The sequence below is a fragment of the Flavobacterium aquidurense genome, assembly GCF_002217195.1.
GTDB classification, from domain to species: domain Bacteria; phylum Bacteroidota; class Bacteroidia; order Flavobacteriales; family Flavobacteriaceae; genus Flavobacterium; species Flavobacterium frigidimaris.
The window spans coordinates 25,770-52,362 of record NZ_MUGR01000037.1 but is presented as its reverse complement, the minus strand read 5'-3'; the positions used below and the strand labels follow the sequence as shown (position 1 = coordinate 52,362).

Here is a 26,593-nt window from a genome sequence, read left to right as displayed (position 1 = left end):
GATCCGGAATTGATATGTTTTGAAAAATCAAGACACATCAATCTGAAAACTATTTATCAAAAATAAATTGGATTTTTATGAGAAGAAATTATATGGTGGTTTGTCTTTTATTGTTTTTTGGAGTCACTTTTGCGCAAGATGAAACTATTTTTAAAGGAATAGTGATCGATGCAAAGACACAAAATCCTCTTGAGAATGTCGTGATAAGTATTCAAAATTCTGCGATAACACAACTCACCACTAGAGTGGTATTCAAAAAGTAACTTTTAGATTATTTCCTGTAGGAAAAGATAAAGATGTTGATTTTTCTACATTGACAGATGATACAGAGATGAAAATTGAAATATCAGAATCTGATAATAATAATCGAAATGTAGACGGAAAAACTATAGTGAACTATATTACTCCATTTATTGAAAAAAAAGATCCTACTGACGAAGAAAATAAATTTAAAGGGTCAGGAAAAAAATATTATGAAGCTAGTTTTACATTTAATGCCACCGTGCCCTATTCATTTGATAGCTTGAATAATGCTCAGGATTTAAGTAAATTAAAACAAGAAGTTTTACAAAATAAAGTGATAGCATTTTACAAAAATCAATGGGATATTATAAAAGAAAAAAGAGCTGATGACTTTTTTTCTTTTTTGTTTTTAAAAGAAAAGGAATTATCCCAAAGTACTTATAGTTCAAGAGCCGAATTAGAAGAAAACTTTCAAACTTATATGGAACCTTTTACTAATTTAAAATTTAGACTAGAGCCTTTAGAAAACTTTAAACTTAAAATTTAAGGAGATGGTAAAATAGTTTGCTTAGAACTTACAAGTCTTGAGTCAAAATTCAGAGGGAAATCAGCTTTTTGGGGGAAAGTGCAAAGAGATGGATTAAGAGCAATTTTCAGAAGATATTATTTGTATATACCAGAAGGTGAAACGGAGCTTAAAATTTTAAGGTAAGTGATCATGAAGAATTATTTATTTTTTTGCTTGTTGATGGTTTCTTGTTGTGGTTGCTCTCAGAATAAATCAACAATCACCATGCAGAACCCAGAAATAACAGAAAAAAACATTGTCGATAAATTAGCATCCAATATAAAACATTATGATTATGAACCCATGTACTATTTGACATATGTCCAGAACGTTTGTTATTCAGAAATACTGGTTAATGATATTCCTGATAATAAAAATTTTCAAGAAATTGGAGATGGAGGAACTGTGCCAATCAATAATTGCATTTTTAAGAGTGGTATCCAAAAAGTAACTTTTAGATTGTATCCAGTAGGTAAAAATAAAGACTTTGATTTTCCTACTTTAGTAGACAATACAGATATGAAAATTGAGGTTGAAGAATCTGACAATAATGAAAGGAATGGTGACGGAAAAAAAAATAGCTTCTTACATTACACCGCTTGTTATAACTAAAGAATATGAAGAAGGTAAATTTGAATTTGCGGGAAAAACATATTATGAAGCCAGTTTTACTTTTGAGGCAAAAATACCTTATGAAGTTGAAGGATTCGAAAATGCACGAGATTTAAGAGAATGGGATAAAGAAATTTTACATAAAAAATTATTGCAGGAGTATAATAAAATAAAAGAGATTTACCAGAAAAAAGATTACCGTAACATTGCTAGAATCTCTTACGATAATTTAAAAAATCAATTTGTGTCTGAATATCAAGATCGTAAATATATAGATGATGTTTGGACGATGCTTATGGATGCCTACAAACTACCAACATTTGAAATGCAACCCATTGAAAACTATAAAGTGGTGTTTTTGGCAGATGGTAAATTGGTTGCTTTAATGCAAAACACAAAAGATTCAAGAGTAAGAGGAAATACTTCTTTATGGGCAAAATTTGACAGAGGAGAAGGAATTGAAACCTTATTTTGCAATAGATATTTCTATATACCAAAAGGAGAAGCAGAATTTGAAGTTTATTAAAATGAAATTATTAAAGAAAAATATTTTGCTTTAGTATTATAATTTTACTCACAGATAGGTGAAATGTGAAATTAAAGTATGGATTTTTAGCTGATAATTTAATAGTAGGTTGTTTTTAAGTTTTAAACTGTTAAAATTTAATTGAATTTTGTATTTTGGTCATCCCAAATCAATACAAATACCACATGAAAACCTACTTTACCGCCATCATGATGATGGTCTTTCCATGCATTTTGCACAGTCAGGATCAAAATGCGCCTGTACGATTAAAACAAATCAACATTGTAAAAACAAATTACCAAAATTCTAAAGACGGTGAAATTGTAAACAAAACAGTTGTTTTTAAAGACGGGAAACTTCAAACTATTACTACTTCAGATGTGGTTCAGCATTTTTTTTATAACCCTAAAGGATTGTTGGATAAAACCGTAAAAGACAAAGTGGGAAGCGAATGGAAAGAAGTTGTGAATTACTCTTATGATGCAGATAATAACATTACAAAATTTATTAAAAAATATCAGGAAGGTAACGACTATATTACCAAAACAGTAACTTTTGGTTACGAGGGAGCAAGAGTAAAAGTAATTACTAAAAAAAGTACGAATCACCAGAATGTGGTTGATGATGTCGAATATATCGTAGAAAACGGTATAATTGTAAGACGTACAACGAGAGATAGAAACAAAGCAATAATTGGTAAAATTGAATATGTTTATATCAATGACAATGTTGCTAAACATAAAGGTCTGGTTGGGGATAAAATTTCCAGAACTTATACTTTTGATGATAAAAAATCAGTAGATCAATTAATTGTTCAGAGTTTGTTTGGCGACAATTATAAAGTTATCGTCCCCATGATTTCGTATCACGAAGAAGAGTTTAGTTTTGAAGCCATATCGTATAACAACGAAATGAATTTTAGCCCGTCATCCACTGTCTTAGTTGGTGTGAGTAGAAAATACAAATACAATAAATTAAACTTTCCAATTTCGTGTTCCCAGATTGAAGAAAATGGGATTGTAAAAACAGAAAAGACTTTTATTTACGAATAAAAACAATCTTTTTAAGGTGCCCTCAAACCATTTAGAAATTAAGTTTTGTTAAGATTAAATTCTTATTATTCTTAATTTTTAAATGGTTTGCTTGTTTATAGGGCTATTAATTTCCCAAATGGAACTTAAAAACGAAATTCTATAAGTGTTAGTACCTTACAAATCATTAAATTTGCACCTTATTCAAAGCTATGTTAGAAAAAGAAATTATAAATTTTGAGAGAACGGCCATTGTTGGTATCGTAACTCAAAACCAAAGTGAAGAAAAACTTAACGAATATCTGGATGAACTGGAGTTTTTGACTTTTACCGCCGGAGGTGAAGTGATAAAGCGCTTTTCTCAAAAAATGGAACGCCCAAATCCCAAGACTTTTGTTGGAACGGGGAAAATTGAAGAAATCAATCTTTTTGTAAAAGAAAACGACATATCGACTTTAGTATTTGATGATGAATTATCGCCATCTCAACAAAAAAATATATCTAAAATCATAGATTGTAAAATCTTAGACAGAACGCACCTTATTCTGGATATTTTTGCTCAGAGAGCTGAAACATCTTACGCAAGAACTCAGGTAGAATTGGCGCAATGCCAGTATTTATTGCCTAGACTTTCCGGTATGTGGACACACCTGGAGCGTCAAAAAGGGGGTATTGGAATGCGTGGACCCGGAGAAACTGAGATTGAAACAGACAGACGTATCGTTCGTGACCGAATTGCACTCCTGAAAGAAAAAATAAAAACGATCGACAAACAAATGGGCGTGCAGCGTAGTAATCGCGGCGCAATGGTCCGTGTTGCTCTGGTAGGATATACCAATGTTGGAAAATCGACATTAATGAACGCAGTTGGTAAAAGTGATGTTTTTGTTGAGAACAAATTATTCGCAACTCTTGATACAACAGTGCGAAAAGTGGTGATTAAAAACTTGCCATTCTTATTGTCAGATACAGTAGGTTTTATCAGAAAGCTGCCAACTCAGTTAGTAGATTCTTTTAAAAGTACATTAGATGAGGTTCGCGAAGCTGATTTGCTGTTGCATGTTGTAGATATTTCGCATCCCGATTTTGAAGATCATATCGAATCTGTAAATCAGACCTTGTTAGAAATCAAAAGCAATGATAAGCCAACAATTATGGTTTTCAATAAAATTGATGCCTACAAACATTTGACTATCGACGAAGATGATTTGATTACAGAGAAAACAAGAAGACATTATACACTTGAGGAATGGAAACAAACCTGGATGAGTAATGTTGGTCAGAATAAAGCATTGTTTATTTCGGCTACAAATAAAGAAAATTTTGAGGAATTCAGAGAAGTGGTCTATGAAGCAGTTCGCCAGATTCATATCACAAGATTTCCTTATAATAAGTTCTTGTATCCGGATTATAAGGATGCAATCGAGAAAGAAGAAGAACAAGATGTAGAATAAAAATTTTACCGCAAAGAGCGCCAAGATTTTATATTAAGTATCTCAGGAAAACACAAAGTTCGCAAAGCTATATAGATTTAGCTTTGCGAACTTTTTTTAAGCTTTGTGTTCTTATGCCGGGATTAATTTCACTAAGATGCAAAAGTATTCATAATATAAACTTTGCGTCCTTGCGGCTTTGCGCGATTATTTCAGCCCAGTAAAAAAAACTTGCGTTCTTTGCGGTAAAATTAATTTGTTAGAATCCGAAATTAACTCCTAAACCAAATACTTCTCTCGTTTGAAATCCCTGAAAAGCATTGTCATCATAAATTGCCTGAAATGATAGGTTAGCAGATAAAAACTTATTTACTTTCATGATAATATTCAAAGAGTAGTTGATATCTACGTTTTGAGGATCTTCAAGATAGTTTGAATATAAATTCAGGGTATTTTCAGCTGTTACATTCGTCATAATGGCTAATTTATAATAAACAGAAGCATAGAAATCCAATTCGTAACGCATCGTTTTGTTAGCGTCTACACCAAAATAAGCACCATCAACATAGGGTAAACCAGTTGCCTGATCTATTCCAGATGTATAAGCACCATCTACAAAAGTGAATTTTGAAGTTAAAGGCGCGAAGTTTATTTTAAGATTATCATCTTTTGTCCAGTAAATACCAGGACCAGTAGTAAGATAACCAGGAGACATAAATTTGGTGTTTTCAGTTCTGATTTCTTTTCCGTTTGCATCCTTACCATATAAATAACCCGTCGTAAACTGAGTTCTGAAATTTAGAAAATAAGAATAATACCATTGACCAAAAGCGCGTTTTCCAACGATCGAATTGAATTCAAGACGGTCATCAGTCTTTTTTTCATAGTCGGCATTTTTAGTCTGCAAAAGGCCGTAAGACGCTAAGACTTTATTGTCCCAGGTAAGATCGTCTTTTTTATAATTGAAATCGTAGTTGATTCCTAAAGTTCCTGAAAAGCTATCTTCCCCTCCCGCAATCCAGTTATTAAAGCTTGACTGATTTAGTAAAAGCGAAACGGTTCCTTTTGCTTTCCAGCCTTCACCTTCGATTGTGTCGTTTATTTTTTTAACTGCTTTTTCAGTATTCTGAATCAGCTCTTTTTCTGAATTTTGGGCTTGAACAAAAGTTAAGTTCGTTAAAATAAAAAGTAGTAACGCTAGCTTTCTCATGATGTATAGTTTAAATGTGTAGGAACAAATATACTAAAAAAGCGTTAAAAGGCAGAGCGTTATTGATGTTGTAAGAAAGTTATTTCTTAGCTTCTTTGTATAAAGGTACTGCAGAACAGGCTTCTCCGTACATGATACTTCGTGCAAAAGGTTGCAAATAAGTTGCTGCTAAAATATAAGCACGCGTTGGAACCGGTTTTTTAGAGCAGCCTTTTATGATAACGGGTTTGTTTTTATATTCAGAATAATCGAGCTTGCTTAAGAGCTCTTCGTATAAACTGGCATCTAGATCCTCGATAGTTCCGTTGACTACTTTTTTTGCATAAGGAGCAAGTTGAATCGCTACCAAAATAGATGACCAGGCAGGAACGATAGCATCTGTACTGCAATTTACAGCTACATATTGGTCTTGGTATTGTGACCAATCGTGATTTTTTAAGTGGTCCCTAAAGTCTTTTTCTTTTAATAAAAAACCTTCCAAAAGCCATTGCGAAATGTCAATTTGCACACGCATTCCCTTTGGATAATAATCCTCAAGATCAAAAACTTCTAAGGCACTATTGGCAACTTTATTGATTATCTCTTCCATATGAAAAGTTAGTTTCGGGTTTCAGGTTTCAAGTTGTTGGAACTTGAAACCTGAAACCCGAAACAAATTTTATTAAAGCATTCCTAATTCTAATTTTGCTTCCTCGCTCATTAAATCTTTACTCCATGGCGGATCAAAAGTAATTTCAACATCAACATCTTTTATGTTTTCGATTGTTTTTACTTTTTCTTCTACTTCTCTGGGTAAACTTTCCGCAACCGGGCAGTTTGGAGAGGTTAATGTCATCAGGATTTTTACTTCGTAATCAGTATTTACCATTACGTCATAAATCAATCCTAATTCATAAATATCTACAGGAATCTCCGGATCGTAAATGCTTTTTAAAACTTTTACAATTGATTCTCCTAATTCGTTTGTGTCTATTTCTTGTTCCATTTTTTTGTTTTTTGTTTTTTTTCTACCATATAAGTTATATAAGTTCATTTAAAAATAATGTGCTTATATTTTCTCAGTTCAATATGGTTTTTCTTCTGTAATATTGACCAACAAGCTTATAATTTCTTATATAACTTATATGGTTAAAAATCGGCTAATTAATTTCTGTTTTTAGCATCAAAAGCCAAAGCGTACATTTTGATGTTTTTAATCATCGAAACCAATCCGTTTGCACGAGTGGCAGATAAATGTTCCTTTAAACCAATTTCATCAATAAACTGAGTATCGGCATTTATGATATCTTCTGCTTTTTGATTAGAGAAAGCGCGGATTAAAATGGCGATAATTCCTTTGGTCAAAATCGCATCACTATCAGCAGTGAATACAATTTTATCGTCTTTTTGTTCGCCTTGCAGCCAAACTTTTGATTGACAGCCTTTGATTAAATTTTCGTCTGTTTTGTATTCCTCTTTGATTAACGGAAGACTTTTTCCTAATTCGATGATGTATTCATAACGCTGCATCCAATCATCAAACATCGAAAATTCGTCTATTATTTCGTTTTGTATTTCTTTTATTGTCATAATTATTCTTTCGTAAAATCAACCAGCAAATTTACCAATTTTTCTATTTCCTTTGGAGGAAAACCATTGTCGAAACCCGGAGTTTCATATGTTTTCTGGTTGTAAATTATCTTTAAATTTCCAATTGCAGCACCGTCGTAAAAACGTTTTTCAGTAGGTCCTTTTAATGTTGGAATACTTTCTAAATCAATTTTTGAAAACTCTGCAACAATCTGTTTCCATTTAGCATCGCTTATTTTATTTTCTACCGCTGGAGTGTTTCTGCCATTCGTAACCGAAACTGTTTTATTCTGAACGAGTATCACTTTATAAATACCTCTTGAAACTGCAGAATATTCTATTTGTGTTGATGTTATATCGTTTGCTTTTTGACTGGCACAACTCGTGCCAATGAAAATCGTTAAGAGTAATAAGGATAATGTTCTCATAAATAGTTTTAGCTTAACATGGTTTTTGCCTTCTTCACCGCTTCCACCATAACATCAATTTCTTCTATGGTATTGTAAAAAGAAAATGAAGCACGGATGGTTCCGGGAATGCAGAAAAAGTTCATGATAGGTTGTGCACAATGATGTCCGGTTCGAACTGCAATCCCTAATTTATCGATAATAGAACCAATATCATAAGGATGAATTCCGTCAATATTAAACGAAACTACAGAAGCTTTATTTTTTCCGGTACCGTAAATTTTCAAACCTTCAATTTCTAGAAGACGCTTTGTAGCATGCTCCAGTAATTTTTCTTCTTGTTTTTGAATGTTGTGAAAACCAATATTGTTTAAATAATCAACAGCGGTTCCTAACACAATTCCGCCCGCAATATTTGGCGTTCCGGCTTCAAATTTATGAGGAAGATCAGCATAAGTTGTTTTCTCGAAAGTAACTTCTTTGATCATTTCTCCACCGCCCTGATAAGGAGGTAGTTTGTTTAGCCAGTCTTCTTTCCCGTATAAAATTCCGGTTCCTGTTGGACCGCACATTTTATGACCTGAAAAAGCATAAAAATCACAATCTAAATCCTGAACATCCGGTTTTAAATGCGGAACAGCCTGCGCACCATCGATTAAAACAGCAGCGCCAACAGCATGTGCTTTTTCGATTATATATTTGATAGGATTAATGATTCCTAATGCGTTCGAAATATGATTTACGGTTACCACTTTGGTTTTTGCTGAAAGCAAAGCATCAAAAGCCTCCATGATCAGTTCACCGTTTTCATTCATCGGAATAACTTTTAGCGTTGCTCCGGTTTTTTCGCATAACATTTGCCACGGCACAATATTACTATGGTGTTCTAAAGAAGAAACCACAACTTCGTCACCAGGTTTTAGAATGGATGCAAAACCGTTGGTTACTAAATTGATTCCATGTGTTGTTCCCGAAGTAAAAAGTACTTCATGGGAGAACTTCGCATTGATATGATGTTGGATTTTTACTCTTGATATTTCGTATGCATCAGTTGCCAATTGACTTAAGGTGTGAACACCACGATGAATGTTGGCGTTTATTTCCTGATAGTATTTTGCCTCAGCATCAATCACAATTTGAGGTTTTTGTGAAGTTGCTCCGTTATCGAAATATACTAAAGGTTTTCCGTTTACTTTTTCCGAAAGTATCGGAAAATCAGCTCTTATTTTTTGGATGTCTAACATGTCTTATTTAGAAAAATTCTATCTACAAAAGTACTAAAACTAAATTGGTTTATCCATCAAAACTATAATTTCCTTTTATGGTACTATCAATCTAAGGAGGGAATATTGATTCTATAACCTTAATTTAAGGTTTGTAAATGATTTGAAATTCAAAATGTGAATCGGATACTAATATCGTGATTGTAAATTATTTATATTGCAGTAAAAATAACAGTCAAATATCATGAGGAAAATTATCAAATTACTTGCGCTTGTTTTACTAATTGTAGTTTTTTATTTTGGATTTACCACTTATCCAAAGCTTGAACTGATCTCTGGCTTCTCGGCGAAAAGTATTGCTTCGGGACATTTCTTAGATCATCGATCGAAAGAATTGATTGAAAAAGGCGATAATGATATTAAGTTAATGGATTTGGCAACAAATACAATTGATGAAGCCGGAAAATTTGCGACATCTTCTGTTTATGGTTTAAAAGAAAGAAAAGCAATTTACCGCGAAGGTTTAGGTGCGACTTTAATAGATGATGATTATGATATTTCGAAGCCTTATTTACTTCCTAACCGAACAAAATTAGTCAATAATTTGCCTTTTCCTTACGGGAATAATGAACCAAAAGACACCTTACTTTCGAATGTAGATTATTCGAAATTGAAAAAATCTATTGATAATTCTTTTGATAAAAATGGCGAAAATGTAAAACGTACCCGAGCAGTTGTGGTTTTGTATAAAGATAAATTGATTGCTGAACAATATGATACAGGATTTAATAAAGACAGTAAAATTTTAGGCTGGTCGATGACAAAAAGTATTACCAATTCTGCTTTTGGCGTTTTGGCAAAACAAGGAAAAATTGATATTTATAAACCGGCACCAATTGCTGAGTGGCAAAATGACGAGCGTAAAATCATTACTATAAACGATTTGCTGCACATGAATTCCGGTTTGGAATGGGAAGAGAATTACAGCAAAATTTGTGATGCGACAATAATGCTGTTTCAGTCTGGAGATATGGCAAAAGTACAGCGTGAAAAACCGGCTCAGTTTAAGCCGAACACACATTGGAATTATTCTTCAGGAACAACCAATTTATTATCAGGAATTTTAAAAAGTCAGTTTAAAACACAACAGGAATATCTTGATTTCTGGTACAGCGCCGTAATCGATAAAATCGGAATGAATTCTATGATCGTTGAACAGGATATGTCCGGAACTTTTGTAGGTTCATCATATGCCTGGGCAACGGCCAGAGACTGGTCAAAATTTGGATTATTATATCTTCATAAAGGAAATTGGAACGGAGCACAAATTCTGGACGAAAGCTGGGTAAAATATTCTGCAACGCCAACAAATACTTCTAAAGGAGCTTATGGAGCACAATTTTGGCTAAACGCCGGAGGAAAATTTCGGGATGTTCCTCGTGATATGTTTTATTGCAGCGGATATCAGGGACAAATGGTGGCGATTATTCCGTCTCTGGATATGGTAATTGTGAGAATGGGATTGAAAGAAGAAGATCAGGGATTTGATTTTAATGGGTTTTTGAAAGATGTCATTTCTGCAGTAAAAAAATAAAAATAAACCACAATCCCGATAGCTATCGGGAGCAAAGTATAAAACCGCAAAGTTCGCAAAGCTTATATAAAAACCTTGCGAACCTTGTGTAAACCTTAGCTCCAGATATTATCGGGATTGCGGTTAAGAAAATCTACAAATCAAATCCTAAATTCACGCCCAATTTCATGGCAATGATTTTAGTAATTCTTTGTTTCAATTCCGGTATTTTAATGCTTTCGATAACAGCATTCGAGAATGCGTACATCAATAAAGCTTTAGCCTCTTTTTTAGGAATTCCACGAGATTGCATATAGAACATTGCAGTTTCGTCAAGTTGTCCTACGGTACAACCGTGAGAACATTTTACGTCATCAGCAAAAATTTCTAATTGCGGTTTTGCATTGATTGTAGCTTTATCACTCAATAGAATGTTGTTGCTTTTTTGGAAAGCATTTGTTTTTTGAGCTTCTTTTTCTACCAAAACTTTTCCGTTGAAAACGCCTGTTGAGCGATCAGCGAAAATTCCTTTATAATCCTGGAAACTCTCGCAATTTGGCGTTGCGTGGTTTACCAAAGTATAATGATCAACGTGTTGTTTTTCGCCAATAATAGTGATTCCGTTTAACGTGCTTGTTAATCTTTCACCAAAGTGATAAAAGTTTAAATTGTTACGGGTTAAATTTCCTCCAAACGAAAAAGTATGCACATAAACGTGACTTTCCTGTTGTTGCGAAACGTAAGTATTATCAATTAAATTCGCCTCGATATTATCGTTTTGAATTTTATAGTGATCTACAATTGCGCGTTTTTGAGCAAAAATCTCTGTAACCGAATTGGTTAAAACGGGATTTTCATTCAAACTTTGGTGACGCTCGATAATCTGAACATGAGAATTCTCTCCAACAATAATCAGATTTCTAGGCTGAACCAATAAAGCAGCTTCGTTTCCTGTTGAGAAATACATAATCTCGATAGGTTTGTCAGCAACTTTCTTTTGTGGAATATTGATAAAAGCGCCTTCACTTGCAAAAGCAGTATTCAACGAAGTCAAACTTTCGTCTTTACTGGCAATTTGGTTGAAGTATTTGTCAATAACCATTTTATATTTTGGTTTGGTCAGTGCCGATGACATCAAGCAAACATCGATTCCGTCATGCGTAGTAGAAGACAAATGCGAGCTGAAAACACCATCAATAAACACTAATTTATAAGTGTCAATTTCGTGTAAAAAGTATTTTTTTACCTGATTAAATTCGATTGCATTTTCCTGCTTAGGAAAAACCGTAAAGTCATTTTTTAAGATGGCGTTTAGCGATGTATATTTCCAAGCTTCTTCTTTTTTGGTTGGGAAACCTTTATTTTCGAAGTTTTTTAAGGCATTTGTGCGTATGTCATGCAAATCTGAATGTACATCGACACGCTCTTCAAAAGCCATAAAAGACGATACTAATTTTTCTTTTAAATCCATTGTTCTTTTTAGTCTTAAAGTCGAAAGTCGAAAGTCGAAAGACTCCGGATTGTCGACCGTTTTGCCAATGGTCAAAAATTTAAAGCATAAAGTTTGCAACTTTATGACTTTCGACTTTATGACTTTTGGCTCAAATATTTAATGAAACCACTTAATAATTTCGATATTTCTGTTATCGATTCTAAAAGTATTTCAAATTCTTCTTTAATAATGTATTCTAGATCAAATGCTAAATATAATTGAGAACGAACTTCTCCTGCTGATGCTTTTGCTACATATAAAAAGTAAATAAACTCTTTGTCTGTGTTTCTCTCAAAACCTTCTGCTATATTTGATGATATAGAAATTGATGCTCTTCTAATTTGTCTAACGAAATCAAAGTCTTTTTTGAAATTAGAATTTTCGGTAATCAGATATATTCTTTTGTTGAAGATTCTTGATTTTTGCCAGGAATTTATTTCTTCAAAAGATTTAAATTTACTCATGCTCTACTTTTGACTTTATGACTTTCGACTTTATAGACTATTTTTTAGTTTTCTGCTTTAATCCAGTCGTATCCTTTTTCTTCCAGTTCGTAAGCCAATTCTTTTCCGCCAGATTTTACGATTCTTCCGTTGTAAAGAACGTGAACGAAATCCGGAACGATATAATCTAACAAACGTTGGTAGTGCGTGATTACGATAATGGCGTTTTTCTCGCTTTTTAATTTGTTTACTCCGTTAGCCACAATTCTTAAAGCATCGATATCAAGACCAGAATCAGTTTCGTCAAGGATAGCTAATTTTGGCTCTAACATTGCCATTTGAAAAATCTCGTTTCTTTTTTTCTCACCACCAGAAAAACCTTCGTTTAAAGAACGGGATAAAAATTTACGGTCGATTTCTAATAATTCAGATTTCTCACGAATTACTTTTAGCATTTCGTTCGCAGGCATTTCAGCCTGACCGTTTGCTTTACGAGTTTCGTTGATGGCAGTTTTCATGAAGTTGGTAACGCTAACTCCGGGAATTTCTACAGGATATTGAAACGAAAGGAAAACTCCTTTGTGTGCTCTTTCTTCGGGAGCTAAGTCAGCAAGATCTTCTCCGTCAAGGAAAACTTCTCCTTCAGTAACTTCGTAGTTTTCGTTTCCGGCAATTACAGCCGAAAGGGTACTTTTTCCGGAACCGTTTGGTCCCATGATCGCGTGTACTTCGCCAGCTTTAACTTCTATATTAATTCCTTTTAGGATTTCTTTATCACCAATTGAGGCGTGAAGGTTTTTTATTGATAACATTGTTTTTTTTATTTTATATAAATGTCAATTCTATTTTTGTTGTCTGGTTTAGGATATTGGCATTAAAATGCGCATGACCTAAATAATCCATGCCTAAATAATCGGCTGTTTTTTTGAACGGAATGTAAAAACTATCTTCGATTTCATTATCGTGTGAATTTGATATCACACCAATTTTCTTTCCTCTAAGTTTTCGTCCGGTTTCTTTTTCAATTCGGATTAAATCCGAAAAGCGATCAAAGAAAACCTTCATGATTCCACTCATATTGTACCAGTATATGGGCGTTGCAAAAATCAAAGTTTCGTATTTCTCTAATATTCCTTTTATTAAAGGCAAAAAATCGTCTTCTCTGTTTTTGCTTTCGTAATCATAATGAGAAATATTATAATCACTTAAATTAATTATGTCTATTCCGGTTTCTTTAGCAATTTCATTCACAATTTTGGTTGTGTTTCCGTTTTTTCTGGATGAACCTAAAATGATCACTTTCTTCCCTTCCATTTCTTAATTAACCTACAGATCCTTCTAAAGAAATCTCTAATAATTTTTGCGCTTCAACAGCAAATTCCATTGGCAATTTGTTCAATACATCTTTACTGAAACCGTTTACAATTAAGGCAATCGCTTTTTCAGTTGGGATACCTCTTTGGTTGCAATAAAAAACCTGATCTTCTCCAATTTTACTTGTAGTTGCTTCGTGCTCTATTTTAGCCGATGGATTTTTACTTTCGATATAAGGGAAAGTATGCGCCCCGCAATTGTTCCCCATTAAAAGAGAATCACATTGCGAAAAGTTTCTTGCATTCTCAGCTCTTGGGCTAATCTGCACTAATCCACGGTAACTGTTTTGTGATTTACCAGCCGAAATACCTTTAGAAATAATAGTCGATTTAGTGTTTTTTCCTAAATGGATCATTTTTGTTCCGGTATCTGCTTGTTGGTAATTATTGGTAACGGCAATTGAATAAAATTCTCCTACCGAATTGTCCCCTTTAAGTACACAAGAAGGATATTTCCAGGTTACAGCTGAACCTGTTTCTACTTGTGTCCATGAAATTTTAGCGTTGGTTTCGCATAAACCTCTTTTGGTTACGAAGTTATATACTCCACCTTTTCCTTCTTTATTTCCAGGGAACCAGTTTTGAACGGTAGAATATTTAATTTCTGCATCGTCTAAAGCGATTAATTCAACCACGGCAGCGTGCAATTGGTTTTCGTCACGGCTTGGGGCAGTACAGCCTTCAAGATACGAAACGTAACTTCCTGCATCAGCAATAACCAAAGTTCTTTCGAATTGTCCGGTTCCTGCCTGATTGATTCTGAAATAAGTTGAAAGTTCCATTGGGCAACGAACGCCTTTTGGAATATAACAGAAACTTCCGTCAGAGAAAACTGCTGAGTTTAATGCTGCGTAGAAATTGTCTTTTTGAGGTACAACAGTTCCTAAATATTTACGAACCAATTCCGGATGTTCTTTTATCGCTTCTGAAATCGGACAGAAAATAATTCCTTTTTCTCCTAATGTTTTTTTGAAAGTAGTAGCCACAGAAACAGAATCGACCACAATATCCATAGCGACATTGTTCATCATTTTTTGTTCGTCTACAGAGATACCTAACTTTTTGTACATTTCAAGAAGTTCCGGATCCACATCATCCAAAGTTTTGTTTGGATCTACTTGTTTTGGAGCTGAATAATAAGAAATGGCCTGAAAATCCGGTTTTTGATAATGAACATTTGCCCATTCCGGCTCAATCATTTCTTTCCATGCACGAAAAGCCTCAATGCGCCAGTCGGTCATCCATTCTGGTTCTTCTTTTTTAAGAGAAATAGCTCTTACGATATCTTCGTTTAAGCCAATAGGAAATGTCTCCGATTCAATATCAGTATAAAATCCGTATTCGTATTCTTTAGTTTCGAGTTCGATTTTTAAATCGTCTTCAGTATATTTTGACATTTTTTAGTTTTTTAAAACGCTTAAAGTTTTAAATTTTAAGCGTTTAAATTTTTGCTTTAGGACTCTTAATTTATAACGAGAATGATTCTCCACAACCACAAGTTCTGCTTGCATTTGGATTATTGAATACAAAACCTTTCCCGTTTAATCCGCCTGAAAATTCAAGAATTGTTCCGGCTAAATATAGAAAAGATTTTTTTTCAACTGCAATTGTTATGTCGTTGTCTACAAATATTTTATCGTCGTCGCCTTTGGCTTTGTCAAATTTTAAATCATAAGACAAACCAGAGCATCCGCCACTTTTCACGCCTACTCTTACGTAATCGTGTGCAGCATCAAAACCATCATCTTTCATCAAGTCGATGATTTTCTTTTTGGCTGTATCAGAAACTTTTATCATTGTTTATGGTATTTATTTTTGCATTCATTTGTAATCGTATTAAAAACAGTAATTAAAATATTACATTTTAAAGTGCTGTCTTTCAATGTTGAAATGAAATTATCTGCAAAGATACGACTTAAAAACCTTTTTCCATAACGCTTCACATTATTATAACAAATGTTAAAATAGATAATAGTTATATTAATAAAACAAATATCATTGTTTATCTCATTTATTTGTTTGATAGCGTTTTTATCAAAAATTTAAATATCTACTAATTTTGTGGGATTTGCTTATCAATAGCTGTATTTAAGTGTTAAAAAAGCGTATTTATACGGGGTGCAGGCAATTTTTTATTATTACTTTTGCAGAAAATTGTGAGTAATTATGAAAAAACAATACAAAATTAAGTGGGTAAAAGCACTTTTAGCAGTGTTTTTTGTTTTTGGATTAGGTGCTACATTCTTTATTTTTAGCAGAGAGCCAAATGAAGTTGAAGAAAAAACTAAAGAGGTAATAAAAGAGCAGAAATTGAGTGACTCAAATCCTGAATCCCTTTCTCAGAAAAACATTTTAGATTCTTTGACCACTTTAAAACTGGCTTATGATGTGGCTATTCTGGAGAAAACTTCTTTATCTCAACAATTAGAACTTGAAAAGAAAAACATCGAGAACCTGATGGAAATCATTAAAGCGTCTAAAAATCCTTCGCCTTTACAAATTAAGGTCTATAGAAAACAACTTTCTGATATCAAAATCGCATTAGAATCTAAAGTTGCAGAAGTTAAAAAACTAAAATCTCAAAATAAAAATTTACTTACTGAAATCGAAAGTCAGAATGTTGTGATGTATCAACAAAAGACTGAAAATGATACTTTGGTTTCTAAACAAAAAAGACTGGAATCGACTTTAAAAGATGCTTCAAAGTTAGTTCCGGGCAACTTTAGTGTGATCGCTCTCCGGGAGAAAAAAACCGGACAAGAGCTGGAAACGGTAAAGGCAAAAAACACTAAAAAACTTAAAATGAGCTTTTCTCTAAACGGAAATACCGTTGCCAAAACAGGAAAAAGAATTTTTTATATTCAGGTTTTAGATCAGAAAAATAAGGTTCTAGGCGTGAACAAACTGATCGAGTTTGGAAATAATAAGGCCTTGGTTTATAGTTTTATAGTTGCGGTTGACTTTCAGGGAAAAGCTGCGAATGTTTATGGGGTTTTAAACGCTGACGAAAACGGATTTCAAAAAGGAACTTATTTTGTCAATTTCTTCGACAAACAAGAAATTATGGGAAGTACTTCGATTACGCTGGAATAATAATGGCCGACTTTTAGCCCACTCCCGATAGCTATCGGGATTACGGATCTGGCAGATTTACACTGATTTTTTTTATTTGCACCAAAATTTGAAAATTTGATTAAACTAAAAAATCAGTGTAAATCAGTTTAACCAGTGGGCAATCTTTATATACATAAAAAACATTATTTAAAGAATACTTAGTATAAAGAGATTGGATTTCCTAGCTTTGTTTTCAATACTAGAAATGTACTCTTATGAAACTTTACCCAATAGAATCCGGAAATTTTAAGTTAGATGGTGGCGCTATGTTTGGTGTTGTACCTAAAACAATCTGGAACAAAACCAATCCCGCAGATGATAATAATTTAATTGATATTGCCGCGCGATGTTTACTTATCGAAGACGGAAATCGATTAATTCTCATTGATACCGGAATGGGGGACAAACAATCTGAAAAGTTTTTTGGTTATTATTCGCTTTGGGGATCGCATTCTATCGATAAATCTTTGGCAAAATACGGTTTTAGCCGAGATGATATTACCGATGTTTTTATGACGCATTTGCATTTTGACCATTGTGGTGGAAGTGTAAAGTGGAATTCTGATAAAACAGGATACGAACCGGCTTTTAAAAATGCTAAATATTGGAGTAATGAAAATCACTGGGAATGGGCAACAAAACCCAATGCGCGTGAGAAAGCATCTTTTCTTTCGGAGAATATATTGCCCATGCAGGAAAGCGGACAATTGAATTTTATAAAACGTCCTGAATCTGATTTTGGTTTTTCTCACGAAATGAATTTCGGAATTTACTATGTCGATGGCCATACCGAAAAGCAAATGATTCCGCATATTCAGTACCACGATAAAACGATTGTTTTTTGTGCTGATTTACTGGCAACAGCAGGACATATTCCGCTGCCATATGTTATGGGTTACGACACAAGACCATTATTGACAATGCCTGAGAAATCAAAATTTTTGAATGAAGCAGCAGATAAAAATTATTATTTATTTTTAGAACACGATGCACACAATCAGATTATAACGGTAGAACATACAGAAAGAGGAGTAAGGCTGAAAGACGTTTTTACTTGTGAAGAGATTCTTTAAAACAAAAATTAAATTATAAAAAAATCCCATTTTCAGTATGTCGAAAATGAGATTTTTTGGTTGAACAAATTATAATTCTAAAATTCTAGTTGGTTTTAAATTTCCAAACCTGACCAACAGTTTCTCCTCCTTTATTGTCTTTTACAACAACTTGCCAGAAATATTGTGTTGCAGGTTCCAGTGTAACATCAAAAGAAATTGCACTTGTATTCTCGCTTACTTTTGCTGTAGGTGGATTGGTTTTTCCAAAATAAACATCATAAGTCAGAACGTCTTTTGTGTCAACATCTGTTGCTGTCCATTTTAGAGTTGCAGTCGTCGTATTCGACACAGAATTTATTGACGGCTGTACCAATTCCGGAGAAAAAGGCAAATGATTCACTACGGCATCGCCGGTAGTATAAAATTTATAAGTTGCCGTATAATTACTTGACAAACCCTTACTGTCAGTAGCTTTTACTCTCCAATAGTAAGCAGTGTTTTTTTCTAATTCTGCAGATGTACTATTGGTTGTTACCTCCAGGGTCTTTACAATTTGAGAGAACGAATTATCTTTTGCAATCTGAATCTGATAAGTGATATTATCTTTATTCTCATCAGTAGATAAAGCCCATTGAAATGCAATAATCTTGTCCAGGCATAATTTACCATCAGCCGGAGCTGTTAGTGCCGGTACAGTTGGTGCTATATTTACGATTGGTGGGACAACAACAGGATCTGAATCATCTCCGCCGCCTCCGCCACAAGCTGCAAATAAAAAACCAATGATGGATAGGTATATAAAATTCTTCATTTTTATTTTTTTATAATTTTAATGTATTCCGGATTTTCCAAATAGATTTTGGCAGCATAAATTCCTGAAGGTTGGTTTTCAAGATTCAATTGTGCTTTTCCGCTTTCGATAGTATATGTTTTAGTCGAAACCAATTGCCCTGAGAAGTTGTATAATTCTATTTTAACTTCATTTTTAGCGGCTGGAATTTCAATTTCAAAACTTCCTGAAGTAGGGTTAGGGTAAGCAGATAAGATTTGTGATTCGAAATCTGAAACAGCAACCTTTTTAGAGAAAATACCTTCGCAGGCTTTTGCAGTGGCTACTTCGACTAATGCCGCTTTGTTAACATCTACAGAAAATGTTGCATCAGTGGTTTGAAACTGCTCAGCTCCGTCAACAAAAACAGTAAATGGTGCAGTTCCTGCTGTGATTTCAACATCAACGGTTTTGCTCGTAACACTTGATTTTCCTGTTATAATCGCACCTTTTGCAATAGTAACGGTAAAGTTTTGTTCGAAAATCATTTCCGGAATTGTAATCTTGATTTTGTAAACACCCGGAACTAAACTCGCTACTTTTAAGCTGTTGTTGGTAAAAGTGTAGGTTTTATCATTTATACTTGCCTGATAAGCAAAAGCCTGTTTTCCAACGATGCTGATTTCTCCATTGTTTTCGCCAAGACAAGATTCGCTTTTGGTTTCTACTGTAAAATTGTTTACCGGTAAAGTCATTTCGCCTGTACATTCTGTGTTGTAAGTTGCTATTCCATCTTTTTTGCTTAACCAGTTTGTATTAGCATAATTTACGTCATCAACAAGAATACAGTATAATTTTGGATTTGATGTAAATAACAGATTGTTGAGTACAAGAGAAGTATTCTTCCCGTTTTGAAGGTTCAAACTCGTCAATTGATTCGAATTTACCCTTAATGAAGTCAATGCCGGATTTTTTGTAATATCTAATGCTTCAAGCATACTTCCAGAGGCTTCCAATGTTATTAAGGCCTTATTATTAGAAACATCCAGAGTTTTTAGGTAGCAGCCTGATGCATCCAGATAAGTAAGCATTGTGTTTTTAGAAATATTTAAACCTGTCAAGGGTGAGTTTGAATTAATATTTAATGTTTTAAGAGACAAGTTTTTAGATAGGTCTATTGCTGCTAATTTATTATTATTAATAGTAAGATCTGTTAAAGCTGTGTTATTACTAAGATCAATGTTCGCAATTTTATTGGTATACAGAATTAATGTGCTTAATAAAGTGTTTTTTGATACATTAATCGTTGTTAGCTGATTACTTGAAGCATTGATGTTTTTTAAAGCTGTATTATTAGAAAAATCCAACGCTGTAAACTTATTAGAATAACAAACTACCTCCTCTACAGCCGTATTTGCAGACAGATCTAAAGTACTAAGATTGTTACCGGATACATCAACTAGCTTTAGTTTTTTGTTTGCAGACAGATCGATATTTGTAAGAGCCTGACCAAAGCAGTAAAATCTTTCTAAAGCAATAAAATCTGCTATACCTGTTAAGTCTGTTATTTTTTCTGTGGACGCAGGAATGTATAAATAGGTTACGTTCGAAATTTTTGAAGTTATAACTTTTCCATCAACTGCACCGGAATCTATTCCAAGACTAATCAAACGTTTTTCAAAGTTAACATCAGGAATAAGTGTGTATTGATAGTTTGTTTCGCACGGTTGTGACGAATAAGTCGCTTTTGCATCTTTAGCAATCCATTTTTCGTTAGAGAATGCAGCATCATCAACCTGAATACAAAGTAAATTTGGATTTTGAGTGAAATTTCCAAAAATTACTCTTTCCATGTTAACGTTGTTTCCGTTCTTCAGGTTCAGGTTATACAGGTTGTTACCGGCACAGTCGATTTCTTTTAATAAAGAATTTTTAGAAATATCTAAATTTTCTAGTTTGTTGATACTCGCACTTAAGACCGTTAGTTTAGTGTTTTTAGAAACATTCAAAACGGTAAGAGCATTCGTGCTGCAGTTTAAATTGCTTAATTGTAAATGGTTCGAAACATCTAATGCTGTAATGGCATTGTTACTGCAGTTTAAATTGCTTAATGACATATTATTAGAAATGTTTAAAACTGTAAGAGTATTTGAACTACAGTTCAAAGTAAGTAATTTGTTGTTTTTAGAAACATTTACAGCAGTCAATTGGTTTTTGCTTACATTTAAATTTGTCAGCAATAGATTATTGTCAACATTAATTGTTGTCAATTTGTTATCGGCAGCTTCCAATGAAGTCAATGCAGCAAAATCTTTTAAACCTGTCAGGTCAGTAATAGCGCTTTTTGATACGTTTAAAGAGGTTACAGTATCGATGCTGAATGTAACAACTTTTCCGTTTACACCATCTTTATCAATGCCAAGAGCGATTAATTTGTTCTCAAAATTAACATCAGGAATCAAAGTGTAAGGTTCTTCATTTGGACAAGCTTCTGATGAAAAGCTTGTGTTCGCATCTATTATTGCGCTCCATGTTGCATTTGAAAAAACTGCGTCATCAACCTGAATACAAGTTAAATAAGGGTTTTTCTTGAAATTAGAATTGTTGATATTCGTTATTAAACTATTGGCTCCGTTCTTTAAATTTAGTTTGTATAGTTTATTAGAGGACACGTTTACAGAAGACAATTTGGTGTTTTTAGATAAATCCAAGGTTTTGATTTGATTCTCGTAACACACTAGTCTGGTTAAAACTAAGTTATTCGAAAGATCTAAAGAAGTTAGTGAATTTTTATAAACAGAGAAATAGCTCAATTTTGTATTTTGAGATAAATCGATATCTTTAAATTTATTATTACCTAAAAGCAAGTCAGTCAGTTTGACATTTTTAGAAATATCCAAAGTCGTTAATTGATTGTTCTCAACATTGAGGAAATCTAATTGTGTATTTTTAGAAACATCAAGATTTGTTAGTTGATTGCTGCTAATTGACAGGGACCATATTAAAGTATTGTTCGATAAATCAATATTTGCTAATTTATTATTATCAAGATTCAGAACAAATAATTCAGTATTTTGAGAAAGATTAATTGTTTCGATTTTGTTATTTCCTGCGTTTAATGTCTTCAAACCCGTGAAATCCTGAATACCTGTTAAATCAGAAATTTTATTACTACTGTCATTTAAGACTAAATTGGTTAATTTTGATATACTTAAAGTACGTACTTTTCCATTTTCACCATCTTTATCTATCCCTTGGGCGATTAGTATTCTTTCAAAATTTGGGTCAGGAATTAATGTTTGTTGTTCGTTTAGCGGACAAGCCTGAATTGAATAATTTGCAGTTGCATCTTTTGCAATCCAGTTTGCGTCAGCAAATGCGGCATCATCAACCTCGATACATACTAATTTTGGGTTTTGGGTAAAATTGCCAAAAATCATACGTTGCATATTGGCGTTATTGCTGTTTTTCACGTTTAGATTGTGCAGGTTATTAGAAGCACAATCTACCTCTTTTAGATTTTTGTTTTTAGAAAGATCGAGGTTTATTATTTTATTAAAACTTGCGCTTAGATGGGTTAATTTAGTATTGCGGGATACGTCTAGTGCAGGAATGTTATTGTTGTTGCATTTTAGTTGTGTTAAAAATGTATTGTCGTTAACATTCAGTGCAGTCAAACTGTTTTTAGAACAATCTAAAGAAGTTAAAGACACAAAATCTTCAATTCCTGTCAGGTCTTTAATGTTGCTGTTAGATACATTTAAGGATGCAAGGTTAAGTATGCTGGAGGTTAAAACCTTTCCATTTTTACCATCTTTGTCAATTCCTTGTAAAATTAATGCATCTTCAAAATTTGAGTCGGGAATTAAGGTGTAGCTTAAGACTACATCACAAGAATTGGAATAAGTAGCAGCCGCATCTTTTAATTTTGACCAATTCGTATTAGAATACTCGACATCGTCTACTTCGATACAGCTTAATTTTGCATATATAAAACCTCTATAATTAGAGGTGTTGGTTATGAAATTTTTATTATTACCATTTTTAAGGTTTAAATAAGATAAGTCATAATTATAGCCACAAGTAACTTTAGTCAATAAAGTATTTTTAGAAACATCTAATGATTTCAGTGCGTTTTGATCGCAGTTTAGATTCAATAATTGTAGATTTTTAGAAAGATCCAGTAATTTTATATCGTTACTCTCTATGTCTAAATATTGTAATGACGGATTGTTGGTAACATCCAAAGTTTTGATTTCTGTGTTTTTGCATTCAAGGCTTTGTAATGCAATGTTTTGAGAAATATCTATTATTGCTAAAGGATTCTGATCACAGCTTAACGTTTTTAATGCCGTGTTTTTTGTAACATTAAGTTCCGTAATTTTATTTGTAGAAATTAATAATTTTTCTAAAGCCAGATTTGAGGTTACATCAATTTTGGTTAACTTATTATTAGTTAAAGTTAATTCCTTAAGATTTAAATTCTTAGAAACATCAATTTCTGAAAAATTGTTACTCCAGCAGGAAAAAGTCGACAGTTGAGTAAAAGGACTCAGATCAATTTTTGTTATCTTACTATTGGCTCCATTTGTAAGTTCTAATGATTTTAAGTTGGTAAAATATTCTATTCCTGTTAAATCAGTTACAGCAGCTATGTTAATGTTTAGTCTTTCAGCATTTAAGGCTTTAGATTTCATTACTTTACCGTCAATTATACCATCAACACTACTCGCTATTAAACCTTTTTCAAATTCCGGATCCGGTATTAAGATATATTCAGGGGTTTGGCAGGTTATTGAGAAATTAACATTTTTGTCTTTGAATGTGTTCCAATTATTGGTAGAATAGGCAGGATCATCAACTAGGATACAATATAAACTTGGAGTGTAGTTTAGGTTTATTTTTTGTAGTAAAGTATTTTTTCCATTCTGAAGATTTAATGTTTCAAGTCTTGCGTTTTCATGACACTGTATAGTAGTTAAAGCCGTATTTTTACTTAAATCCAATGCAGTCAAAAGATTTGAGTTTACATACAGATTTATTATTTTTTTATTTGCAGAAAGGTCTAAGCTGCTCAACTGGTTGCCGCTGCAATATAATTCTATCAACTCCGGAAGATTAGAAAGATCTAAGCTCGAAATTTTGTTGTTAGGACAATATAAATTAACGAGTTTAGAGTTTTTAGAAACATTCAGACTTGTAATAGTGTAGTTAGAATCGCATCGCAGTGTTGTTAATTCAATATTCTTAGATGCATCCAGTGTTGTCAATTTATTGCCCATTACATATAATTGAGTCAAAGAGACGAAATCTTCAATCCCGGTTAAATTAGTAATGTTGCTGCTTGAAACATCTAACGATGTTATTGTAGCGATGTTACTTGTCTGTACTTTTCCGTCAGGCAATCCGGAATCAATACCCAAAGCGATTAATTTATTTTCAAAATTGATATCCGGAATTTGTGTGTATTTTTCTGTTCCTGCTACATATACCTGAACGTGGTCAATTAAAACCTTGAAAGCGGCATTATCAAAACTAAAAGTGGCAATTGATAAGTCGTACGACAGATTTGCGTCCGGAGTGAAGGTTGCTTCTATTTCATTCCAGGAATTATTTTTGGCGAGAGTACTTGAAGATAAAGTAGTAGCGCTTCCGTTTTTTGATATGTTTAATGAAATTGGATGATTCCCGCTATAATTACTATCGAGGTATTGGTACTTAAGTTTTATGGTGTAGGTAACGCCTGCCTGCAACGGAACTTGTGCAGTAATTTTAGGAGAGGAGTTTATATAGGATAATTGTGCACTAAATCTCCCTTCATAATTAGCAGTGGAGAAACTGATACCATTTGTGGCAGTCCAATTTTGAAGTGTATTTCCTGCCCAAAGATTAAGCCCCCCATTTGGGACTAAATTGGTTTGTGCATAAATAGAAAAATTTGCCAGAAACAGCAATAAGAGTAGTTTTGTTTTCATAGATAAGATTTATGATTAGGTCGCGCAAGTGTACAAATTAGAATTCAGATTTCATTACGGGAAGACGTAAGAACATCGTTCTTTTTTAACATATTTTACATTGAAATAATTTAGGTAAGAAATTTACTTTTGATTTAATCAAAATCTTTATTTTTAAAGTCTTAAATAAAGATTTAAGTTCTCTTTTATAGTAAGGTAAAAATCATAACACAGTGTTAATCGTTAGTTTTATGTAACAAAAAATCATAATTTAGACCCATATTTTAACTTTATTAAAAATAGATAGATGAGTTCTATAAAATTAAATACATTATCTGCCTTTGCATTACTTGTATTAGCAGGTTGCAGTGCTACTTTGCAGGCACAGGTTTCTACCTCTAAAGAAATAATTACTGCTCCTTTAGCAGTGGTTAAAAAAGCACCGCTTAGTGAAAATGAATTAAAAAGATGGAGCCATCTTGATCTAATCAAAGATTCAATTCCTGGAATGAGTGTTGATAAGGCTTACGCCGAATTATTACAAGGAAAAAAAGGCGTAAAAGTAATTGTAGGTATTGTAGATTCAGGTGTCGATATCGAACATCCGGATTTACAGGGAATGATCTGGACCAATCCTAAAGAAATTGCGGGTAACGGAATCGATGACGATAAAAATGGTTTTATTGATGATGTTCACGGATGGAATTTTCTTGGTGATGCCGTTCATGAAAATCTTGAAATGACACGTATTGTCAAAAAAGGAGATGATGGATCAGCGCAATACAAAGCGGCTTTAGCACAATACGAAGAAAAATCTAAAAAAGTTATAGAAGACAAACAACAAGTAGACTTCTTGCTAGATGTGCATAATACTATAAAAAAAGAGTTAAATAAAACAACTTACAAGTTAGAAGATTTAAGTAAAGTTTCGTCAGTAGATCCAAAAGTTGCCAGAGCTAAAATGATCATGACTCAAATTTTGACTAATGCAGGACCAACTTTTGATCCTGAGGCAGAATTAGAAGACTACAGGGAATCTGTTTACGATCAGTTCAATTATAATTTGAATAAGGATTATGACGGAAGAAAAATCGTAGGTGACAATCCGGAAGATATCAAAGACAAATATTATGGCAACAATGTTGTTTTTGGACCAGACAAAGAAAAAGCATTGCACGGAACTCACGTTGCCGGAATTATTGCCCAAATTCGTGGTAATGATTTAGGTGGCGATGGTGTTGCAAACAATGTCGAAATATTAACAGTGAGAGCAGTTCCTGACGGAGATGAGTACGATAAAGACATCGCTTTGGCCATTCGTTATGCAGTTGATAACGGAGCAAAAGTAATTAATGGAAGTTTCGGGAAAAGTTTTTCTCCACACAAAAAATGGGTTTACGATGCCATAAAATATGCGGCCAAAAAAGATGTTTTAATTGTACACGCAGCAGGAAATGACGGATACAATATCGATAAAACAGAAAACATTAATTACCCAAATGATTCTGAAGATAATGTAAAAGAATTTGCTAATAACGTGATCACAATTGGAGCCATAAACAATAAGTATGGAGAAAATGTAGTAGCGCCGTTTTCAAACTTTGGTAAAATAAACGTTGATGTTTTTGCCCCGGGTGAAGAAATTTATGCAACGGTTCCCAATAATAAATACAAGTATTTGCAAGGAACATCAATGGCATCACCAAATGCGGCAGGAGTTGCAGCATTAATTCGTTCCTACTATCCGAAACTGAAAGCCGCTCAGGTAAAACAAATTTTAATGGATTCAGGAGTAGCACTTCCTTCCATGATAATTTTAGGTGAGAATCCAAATCCGGAACAGAAACCCGTAGCAGTTTCTGCTGCAGAATCCTCAAGAACAGCTAAAATGGTCAATGCTTATAATGCTTTATTGATGGCAGAAAAGATGTCTAAGAAATAAAAATAATATACAGTACTAATCCAATGGAAGAGTGGCAGCTCTTCCATTTTTATTAA

The 26,593-nt window shown here is 33.3% G+C and carries 24 protein-coding genes; 10 read left to right on the top strand and 14 right to left on the bottom strand.

Annotation, left to right across the window (positions count from 1 at the left end):
* Positions 1-77: 77 nt before the first annotated feature.
* The 6 genes from B0A67_RS24810 to hflX all read left to right on the top strand — a co-directional run bounded on the left by B0A67_RS24810 (position 78) and on the right by hflX (position 4,434).
* The gene (locus B0A67_RS24810) at positions 78-263 is read left to right on the top strand and encodes a hypothetical protein (protein ID WP_123887431.1); all 186 of its coding nucleotides are present in this window, start codon (positions 78-80) and stop codon (positions 261-263) included.
* 68 nt (positions 264-331) lie between these two features.
* Entirely contained in the window at positions 332-790 is a 459-nt protein-coding gene (locus B0A67_RS19205; RefSeq protein WP_072964745.1) for a hypothetical protein, read from the top strand.
* Positions 791-1,036: 246 nt separating this feature from the next.
* Positions 1,037-1,423, top strand: coding sequence for a hypothetical protein (locus B0A67_RS19200; RefSeq protein WP_084074656.1), 387 nt, complete (start codon positions 1,037-1,039; stop codon positions 1,421-1,423).
* Positions 1,371-1,949 (top strand): hypothetical protein, encoded by a 579-nt coding sequence (locus B0A67_RS19195; protein WP_084074657.1) that lies wholly within the window; start codon positions 1,371-1,373, stop codon positions 1,947-1,949. The genes B0A67_RS19200 and B0A67_RS19195 overlap by 53 nt, the downstream gene beginning before the upstream one ends.
* 185 nt (positions 1,950-2,134) lie before the next feature.
* On the top strand, positions 2,135-3,001 hold the full coding sequence (locus B0A67_RS19190) for a hypothetical protein (RefSeq protein ID WP_072964746.1): 867 nt from the start codon (positions 2,135-2,137) through the stop codon (positions 2,999-3,001).
* Positions 3,002-3,192: 191 nt separating this feature from the next.
* Positions 3,193-4,434 (top strand): GTPase HflX, encoded by a 1,242-nt coding sequence (hflX, locus tag B0A67_RS19185; RefSeq protein WP_072964747.1) that lies wholly within the window; start codon positions 3,193-3,195, stop codon positions 4,432-4,434.
* A 238-nt stretch (positions 4,435-4,672) separates the two neighbouring features.
* Here hflX and B0A67_RS19180 read toward each other — a convergent pair whose 3' ends face one another.
* The 6 genes from B0A67_RS19180 to B0A67_RS19155 all read right to left on the bottom strand — a co-directional run bounded on the left by B0A67_RS19180 (position 4,673) and on the right by B0A67_RS19155 (position 8,843).
* Positions 4,673-5,623 (bottom strand): DUF3078 domain-containing protein, encoded by a 951-nt coding sequence (locus tag B0A67_RS19180; RefSeq protein WP_072964748.1) that lies wholly within the window; start codon positions 5,621-5,623, stop codon positions 4,673-4,675.
* A 79-nt stretch (positions 5,624-5,702) separates the two neighbouring features.
* Positions 5,703-6,212: a DUF2480 family protein gene (locus tag B0A67_RS19175; protein WP_072964749.1), complete on the bottom strand. Its 510-nt coding sequence runs from the start codon at positions 6,210-6,212 to the stop codon at positions 5,703-5,705.
* Between the two features lie 72 nt (positions 6,213-6,284).
* Entirely contained in the window at positions 6,285-6,608 is a 324-nt protein-coding gene (locus B0A67_RS19170; RefSeq protein WP_055097577.1) for an SUF system Fe-S cluster assembly protein, read from the bottom strand.
* A gap of 158 nt (positions 6,609-6,766) precedes the next feature.
* On the bottom strand, positions 6,767-7,192 hold the full coding sequence (locus B0A67_RS19165) for a SufE family protein (RefSeq protein ID WP_072964750.1): 426 nt from the start codon (positions 7,190-7,192) through the stop codon (positions 6,767-6,769).
* Positions 7,193-7,194: 2 nt separating this feature from the next.
* Positions 7,195-7,620 (bottom strand): hypothetical protein, encoded by a 426-nt coding sequence (locus tag B0A67_RS19160; protein WP_072964751.1) that lies wholly within the window; start codon positions 7,618-7,620, stop codon positions 7,195-7,197.
* 8 nt (positions 7,621-7,628) lie between these two features.
* On the bottom strand, positions 7,629-8,843 hold the full coding sequence (locus B0A67_RS19155; RefSeq protein WP_072964752.1) for an aminotransferase class V-fold PLP-dependent enzyme: 1,215 nt from the start codon (positions 8,841-8,843) through the stop codon (positions 7,629-7,631).
* A 223-nt stretch (positions 8,844-9,066) separates the two neighbouring features.
* Here B0A67_RS19155 and B0A67_RS19150 point away from each other — a divergent pair, with 223 nt between their 5' ends.
* Complete coding sequence (locus B0A67_RS19150; RefSeq protein WP_072964753.1) at positions 9,067-10,416, top strand: serine hydrolase domain-containing protein; 1,350 nt, start codon at positions 9,067-9,069, stop codon at positions 10,414-10,416.
* A 133-nt stretch (positions 10,417-10,549) separates the two neighbouring features.
* Here B0A67_RS19150 and sufD read toward each other — a convergent pair whose 3' ends face one another.
* From sufD to B0A67_RS19120, 6 genes are all read right to left on the bottom strand, one after another.
* Positions 10,550-11,866, bottom strand: coding sequence for a Fe-S cluster assembly protein SufD (sufD, locus tag B0A67_RS19145; protein ID WP_072964781.1), 1,317 nt, complete (start codon positions 11,864-11,866; stop codon positions 10,550-10,552).
* Positions 11,867-11,982: 116 nt separating this feature from the next.
* Positions 11,983-12,351 (bottom strand): four helix bundle protein, encoded by a 369-nt coding sequence (locus tag B0A67_RS19140; protein ID WP_072964754.1) that lies wholly within the window; start codon positions 12,349-12,351, stop codon positions 11,983-11,985.
* Positions 12,352-12,395: 44 nt separating this feature from the next.
* Positions 12,396-13,142 carry a Fe-S cluster assembly ATPase SufC gene (gene sufC / locus B0A67_RS19135; protein ID WP_072964755.1) on the bottom strand — a complete coding sequence of 249 codons (747 nt, stop codon included), beginning with the start codon at positions 13,140-13,142 and terminating at the stop codon, positions 12,396-12,398.
* Positions 13,143-13,155: 13 nt separating this feature from the next.
* Complete coding sequence (locus tag B0A67_RS19130; protein WP_072964756.1) at positions 13,156-13,644, bottom strand: flavodoxin family protein; 489 nt, start codon at positions 13,642-13,644, stop codon at positions 13,156-13,158.
* A gap of 7 nt (positions 13,645-13,651) precedes the next feature.
* Positions 13,652-15,100: a Fe-S cluster assembly protein SufB gene (gene sufB, locus B0A67_RS19125; RefSeq protein WP_072964757.1), complete on the bottom strand. Its 1,449-nt coding sequence runs from the start codon at positions 15,098-15,100 to the stop codon at positions 13,652-13,654.
* Between the two features lie 70 nt (positions 15,101-15,170).
* Entirely contained in the window at positions 15,171-15,500 is a 330-nt protein-coding gene (locus tag B0A67_RS19120) for a HesB/IscA family protein (protein ID WP_065451634.1), read from the bottom strand.
* Between the two features lie 369 nt (positions 15,501-15,869).
* On the opposite strand from B0A67_RS19120, the gene B0A67_RS19115 reads away from it, so the two are divergent.
* Together B0A67_RS19115 and B0A67_RS19110 are read left to right on the top strand one after the other, a co-directional pair.
* Positions 15,870-16,796 (top strand): hypothetical protein, encoded by a 927-nt coding sequence (locus tag B0A67_RS19115; protein WP_072964758.1) that lies wholly within the window; start codon positions 15,870-15,872, stop codon positions 16,794-16,796.
* Between the two features lie 236 nt (positions 16,797-17,032).
* On the top strand, positions 17,033-17,890 hold the full coding sequence (locus B0A67_RS19110; protein WP_072964759.1) for an MBL fold metallo-hydrolase: 858 nt from the start codon (positions 17,033-17,035) through the stop codon (positions 17,888-17,890).
* Positions 17,891-17,975: 85 nt separating this feature from the next.
* Here B0A67_RS19110 and B0A67_RS19105 read toward each other — a convergent pair whose 3' ends face one another.
* Positions 17,976-18,683 carry a glycoside hydrolase family 78 protein gene (locus B0A67_RS19105; protein ID WP_072964760.1) on the bottom strand — a complete coding sequence of 236 codons (708 nt, stop codon included), beginning with the start codon at positions 18,681-18,683 and terminating at the stop codon, positions 17,976-17,978.
* 2 nt (positions 18,684-18,685) lie between these two features.
* Positions 18,686-24,616, bottom strand: a complete 5,931-nt coding sequence (locus B0A67_RS19100; protein ID WP_072964761.1) for a T9SS type A sorting domain-containing protein — start codon at positions 24,614-24,616, stop codon at positions 18,686-18,688.
* A 286-nt stretch (positions 24,617-24,902) separates the two neighbouring features.
* Between B0A67_RS19100 and B0A67_RS19095 the strand changes: the two genes are divergently transcribed.
* Complete coding sequence (locus B0A67_RS19095; protein WP_072964762.1) at positions 24,903-26,537, top strand: S8 family peptidase; 1,635 nt, start codon at positions 24,903-24,905, stop codon at positions 26,535-26,537.
* Positions 26,538-26,593 lie beyond the last annotated feature (56 nt).

Bases quoted from the DNA above. Each gene is read 5' to 3' on its own strand.
- hflX (WP_072964747.1), top strand. From the start codon at position 3,193: ATGTTAGAAAAAGAAATTATAAATTTTGAGAGAACGGCCATTGTTGGT.
- B0A67_RS19095 (WP_072964762.1), top strand. From the start codon at position 24,903: ATGAGTTCTATAAAATTAAATACATTATCTGCCTTTGCATTACTTGTA.
- sufC (WP_072964755.1), bottom strand. From the start codon at position 13,142: ATGTTATCAATAAAAAACCTTCACGCCTCAATTGGTGATAAAGAAATC.
- sufD (WP_072964781.1), bottom strand. From the start codon at position 11,866: ATGGATTTAAAAGAAAAATTAGTATCGTCTTTTATGGCTTTTGAAGAG.
- B0A67_RS19175 (WP_072964749.1), bottom strand. From the start codon at position 6,212: ATGGAAGAGATAATCAATAAAGTTGCCAATAGTGCCTTAGAAGTTTTT.
- B0A67_RS19180 (WP_072964748.1), bottom strand. From the start codon at position 5,623: ATGAGAAAGCTAGCGTTACTACTTTTTATTTTAACGAACTTAACTTTT.
- B0A67_RS19130 (WP_072964756.1), bottom strand. From the start codon at position 13,644: ATGGAAGGGAAGAAAGTGATCATTTTAGGTTCATCCAGAAAAAACGGA.
- B0A67_RS19170 (WP_055097577.1), bottom strand. From the start codon at position 6,608: ATGGAACAAGAAATAGACACAAACGAATTAGGAGAATCAATTGTAAAA.
- B0A67_RS19100 (WP_072964761.1), bottom strand. From the start codon at position 24,616: ATGAAAACAAAACTACTCTTATTGCTGTTTCTGGCAAATTTTTCTATT.
- B0A67_RS19205 (WP_072964745.1), top strand. From the start codon at position 332: ATGAAAATTGAAATATCAGAATCTGATAATAATAATCGAAATGTAGAC.
- B0A67_RS19115 (WP_072964758.1), top strand. From the start codon at position 15,870: ATGAAAAAACAATACAAAATTAAGTGGGTAAAAGCACTTTTAGCAGTG.
- sufB (WP_072964757.1), bottom strand. From the start codon at position 15,100: ATGTCAAAATATACTGAAGACGATTTAAAAATCGAACTCGAAACTAAA.
- B0A67_RS19105 (WP_072964760.1), bottom strand. From the start codon at position 18,683: ATGAAGAATTTTATATACCTATCCATCATTGGTTTTTTATTTGCAGCT.
- B0A67_RS19160 (WP_072964751.1), bottom strand. From the start codon at position 7,620: ATGAGAACATTATCCTTATTACTCTTAACGATTTTCATTGGCACGAGT.
- B0A67_RS19200 (WP_084074656.1), top strand. From the start codon at position 1,037: ATGCAGAACCCAGAAATAACAGAAAAAAACATTGTCGATAAATTAGCA.
- B0A67_RS19110 (WP_072964759.1), top strand. From the start codon at position 17,033: ATGAAACTTTACCCAATAGAATCCGGAAATTTTAAGTTAGATGGTGGC.
- B0A67_RS19140 (WP_072964754.1), bottom strand. From the start codon at position 12,351: ATGAGTAAATTTAAATCTTTTGAAGAAATAAATTCCTGGCAAAAATCA.
- B0A67_RS24810 (WP_123887431.1), top strand. From the start codon at position 78: ATGAGAAGAAATTATATGGTGGTTTGTCTTTTATTGTTTTTTGGAGTC.
- B0A67_RS19165 (WP_072964750.1), bottom strand. From the start codon at position 7,192: ATGACAATAAAAGAAATACAAAACGAAATAATAGACGAATTTTCGATG.
- B0A67_RS19190 (WP_072964746.1), top strand. From the start codon at position 2,135: ATGAAAACCTACTTTACCGCCATCATGATGATGGTCTTTCCATGCATT.
- B0A67_RS19155 (WP_072964752.1), bottom strand. From the start codon at position 8,843: ATGTTAGACATCCAAAAAATAAGAGCTGATTTTCCGATACTTTCGGAA.
- B0A67_RS19120 (WP_065451634.1), bottom strand. From the start codon at position 15,500: ATGATAAAAGTTTCTGATACAGCCAAAAAGAAAATCATCGACTTGATG.
- B0A67_RS19150 (WP_072964753.1), top strand. From the start codon at position 9,067: ATGAGGAAAATTATCAAATTACTTGCGCTTGTTTTACTAATTGTAGTT.
- B0A67_RS19195 (WP_084074657.1), top strand. From the start codon at position 1,371: ATGGTGACGGAAAAAAAAATAGCTTCTTACATTACACCGCTTGTTATA.